Source organism: Bradyrhizobium sp. (assembly GCF_019242285.1).
Lineage (GTDB): Bacteria > Pseudomonadota > Alphaproteobacteria > Rhizobiales > Xanthobacteraceae > Bradyrhizobium.
In genome coordinates this window covers 1-3745 of record NZ_JAFAVV010000855.1, presented here as the reverse complement: position 1 = coordinate 3745, position 3745 = coordinate 1, and the positions used below count along the sequence as shown (strand labels likewise).

Here is a 3745-nt window from a genome sequence, read left to right as displayed (position 1 = left end):
CAGCAGGATCAGGTGGGGCAGCAGGTTTCCGAAGCGGCGATGCTCGACCATGACCTAGAGTCCGCTGACATCAGGTTGGCTCAAGCAGCGTCGGAGGTGCACCCCCTCTCCCCCTCCTTCACAGGGAGAGGGCTGGGGTGAGGGGCTGCTTCCGCAGCGGGACTCGTGGAGAGTCCCCCTCACCCGGATTGCATCCGCCTTCGCCCGAAGGCCGGCTTCGGCGGACAGGCGCGGGGAGAGGTAAGAGGAATCCGCGGCGATCTGATTCATCCCGTCACGCACTAATAGTGCACCTTCTTCTCGACATAGCGGAACTGGACGGCGGTCAGTGCGACCACGATGATCATCAGGATCACCGACTGCGCCGCCGAGCCGCCGAGGTCGGAGCCGATCTTGCCGTCCTGGAACACCTTGTAGACCAGCGTCTGCGTCGCGCCATTGGGCCCGCCGCCGGTCGCGGTATCGATGATTCCGAGCGTGTTGAAGAACACGTAGGTGATGTTGACGACGACCAGGAAGAAGGTGGTCGGCGACAGCAGCGGAAAAACGATGGTCCAGAACCGGCGCATCGGGCGTGCGCCGTCGATCGCGGCGGCCTCGATCACGCTCTTCGGGATCGATTGCAGCCCGGCGAGGAAGAACAGGAAATTGTAGCTGATCTGGTTCCAGACCGCGACGATGATGACCAGGATCATCGCATGCGTCCCGTTGAGCACCGGATTCCAGTCGATGCCGGCGCGTTGCAGCGTACGGGCGAACATGCCGAGACCCGGCTGGAACATGAAGATGAAGAGCACGCTCGCCACCGCCGGTGCGACCGCATAGGGAATGATCAGGAAGGTGCGATAGATCTGCACGCCGCGAATGTTGTGGTTGGCCATGACGGCGAGCAGCAGGCCGAGTGCGAGCGACAGCACCACGACGAAGGCCGAGAACACCAGGGTGACGCCGACGGCGTGGTAATATTCGGGTGTCTGGAGCAGGACGACGTAGTTCTCGAACCAGACGAATTCGGTCGAGAGCCCGAACGCGTCCTGCACCAGGAACGATTGCCACAAGGCTTGTGCCGCCGGCCAATAGAAGAAGACCAGCGAGACGGCGAGCTGCGGCAGCACCAGCAGCACGGCCAGCAGCCTGCCCGAGAAGATGGCCCGGTTCTCCATGCGCCCCCCGCCTGCAAGGCCGGGGCGCTAGGTCATCGACCCGGCCCCGGCGCTTCGCACGTCATTTGACCGCGGTGCGCTCGAACTGCCGCAGCATCTGGTTGCCGCGCGACACCGCGGCGTCCAGCGCCTCCTTCGCCGACTTCTTGCCGGCGAGCGCCGCCTCGATCTCCTCCGACCAGACGTCACGCATCTGCACCATGCCGCCGAAGCGCAGGCCGCGCGAGTTCTCGGTCGGCGGCTTGTTGGTCAGCTCCTTCAACGGCACTTCGAGGATCGGGTTCTTGTCATAGAAGCCCGATTCCTTGGTCTTCTCATAGGCGGCCTTGGTGATCGGCAGATAGCCGGAGACCTCGTGCAGGTAGACCTGCCGGTCGGTGTCCGACAGGAAGGTGAAGAACTTGGCGATGCCCTTGTATTCGTCGGCCGACTTGCCGCCCATCACCCAGAGCGAGGCGCCGCCGATGATCGAGTTCTGCGGCGCGCCGTTGACATCGGGAAAATACGGCATCGGCGCGGACGTGTAGTTGAACTTGGCGTTGGCCTTGACGTTCGGATAGAACGCCGACGAGGTCATGAACATCGGACATTCGCCCGAGGTGAAACGGCCCTCACCGGTGTTGGTGCGGCCCGAATAGTCGTAGCTCTTGTCCTTCTGCAGCTCGACCAGGTTCTCCAAGAGCTTGGTCTCGAGCGGCGTGTTGAATTCGAGCACGGTATCGAAGCCGTCGAGGCCGTTCGCCTTGCTGCCGATCGGCACGTTGTGCCAGGCCGAGAACTGTTCGATCAGCGCCCAGGTGATCCAGCCGTTCGAGAAGCCGCAGGTCGGGCTGGTTGCGTGCAGCTTCTTGGCGTCGTCGAACACCTCGGGCCAGGTCTTCGGTGGCTCGGAAATGCCGGCCTTCTGCAGCGCATCGAGATTGACCCACAGCACCATGCTCGACGAATTGAACGGGAACGACAGCATGTCGCCCTTGGCGGTGGAGTAGTAGCCGGTGATCGCCGGCAGATAGGAGTTGGGATCGAACTTCTCGCCCTGCTCCTTCATCAGTTCGTAGACCGGCTTGATCGCGCCCTTGGCGGCCATCATGGTCGCGGTGCCGACCTCGAACACCTGCATGATACCGGGCGCGTTGCCGGCGCGGAACGCGGCGATGCCGGCGTTCAGCGTGTCGGCGTAGCTCCCCTTGAAGGACGGCACGATCTTGTAGTCGCTCTGCGAGGCGTTGAAATCATTGGCGAGCTTGACGACGACGTCGTTGTTGGGGCCGGTCATGGCGTGCCACCACTGGATTTCCGTCACCGCCTGTGCCGGTGACGCGGCAAATCCCAGCGCGGCCACAAACACCGCAGCAGCCCCAAATCGTCGATCAATCATCGAAACCCCTCCCGTTAATCCGTCATCCCTCAAAAAATCGCCTAGCAGCGACGGATGACGGGCACATGACCGCAAAAGCCGGCGGATGGTACGGAAAAGCGGCCGCAAGGGAAGCAAAAAATCAGTCTCGGGAAGTGCACTCCCTCTCCCCGTCCTTTCGCCTTGGGTGGTGGGCACGCTTCTGTGTTCGTGTGGTCAACTTGCGTTCGCGTGGCCGCTTAGCCCACCCTGCCGATCGCGTCAGCGCTTGCGCTCGCCGCAAACCGCGCCGCTTGCGATCAGCGCCTCGACATCGTCTGTGGAATAACCGAACTCGGCGAGCACCTCGGCGGCGTGCTGGCTGAATTTCGGCGGGGTGCGGCGCAGGCTGGGCTTCGAGCGTTCGAGCCTGATCGGCGAGGCGACGCCCTTGTACCAGTCCTTCTCGATCACATCGCCGCGGTGGACGGTGTGCGGATTGGTCAGCGCCTGGTCGATCTTCTGCACCGGGCCCGCCGGCAATCCGGCCGCCAGCAGGCGGTCGCACAACGGCTCGGCGTCGTGCTCGCGGAACACCGCGGCGAGCTCCTCGCGCAATGCCTCGCGGTTGGCGATGCGGTCCTTGTTGCGGGCGAAGCGCGGATCGCTGCCGAGCTCCGGCTTGCCGATCTCGCGGGCGAGCTTGCGGAAGGTGCCGTCATTGCCGACGCCGATGAAGATGTCGTCGGTCCTGGTCGGAAAGATCGCGTAAGGCACGAGGTTCGGATGCTCGTTGCCGGTCAGCCCTGGCGGCCTGCCGTGCATGAAATAGTTCGCGGCATGCGGATGCATGATCGCAAGCCCGGTCTCGTACAGCGTCGTCTCCAGGAATTGCCCGAGCCCGGATTTCTGCCGCTCCGCGAGCGCCATCAGGATACCGATCGCGGCGTAGAGCCCGGTGGTGATGTCGACCAGCGGCACGCCGATTCGCATCGGCCCGCTCTGCGGCGAGCCGGTCGCCGCGATCATGCCGGTCATGGCCTGGATGATGGCATCATAGCCGGGATTGCCGCCGCGCGGGCCGTCGGCGCCGAAGCCGGAGATCCGGCAGTGCACGAGCTTTGGAAACCTCGCGCGGAGGACGTCGTCGCCGATGCCCCATTTGTCGAGCGTGCCCGGCTTGAAGTTCTCGATCAGGACGTCGGCGGTTTCGAGCAGCTGCATCAGCACGGCACGGCCGCCTTCG

Annotated in this window: 3 protein-coding genes; all 3 read right to left on the bottom strand. The window is 64.0% G+C overall.

Translation table 11 applies throughout. The features are described from left to right. Nucleotides 1–281: 281 nt before the first annotated feature. Nucleotides 282–1163 (bottom strand): sn-glycerol-3-phosphate ABC transporter permease UgpA, encoded by an 882-nt coding sequence (gene ugpA / locus JOY90_RS35400; protein WP_291695729.1) that lies wholly within the window; start codon nucleotides 1161–1163, stop codon nucleotides 282–284. Nucleotides 1164–1224: 61 nt separating this feature from the next. After that, nucleotides 1225–2541, bottom strand: a complete 1317-nt coding sequence (gene ugpB, locus JOY90_RS35395; RefSeq protein WP_291695728.1) for a sn-glycerol-3-phosphate ABC transporter substrate-binding protein UgpB — start codon at nucleotides 2539–2541, stop codon at nucleotides 1225–1227. Between the two features lie 240 nt (nucleotides 2542–2781). Beyond that, nucleotides 2782–3745: CaiB/BaiF CoA-transferase family protein (locus JOY90_RS35390; protein WP_291695727.1), on the bottom strand; the 964-nt coding region annotated here is incomplete at its 5' end.

Bases quoted from the DNA above. Each gene is read 5' to 3' on its own strand.
- ugpB (WP_291695728.1), bottom strand. From the start codon at position 2,541: ATGATTGATCGACGATTTGGGGCTGCTGCGGTGTTTGTGGCCGCGCTG.
- ugpA (WP_291695729.1), bottom strand. From the start codon at position 1,163: ATGGAGAACCGGGCCATCTTCTCGGGCAGGCTGCTGGCCGTGCTGCTG.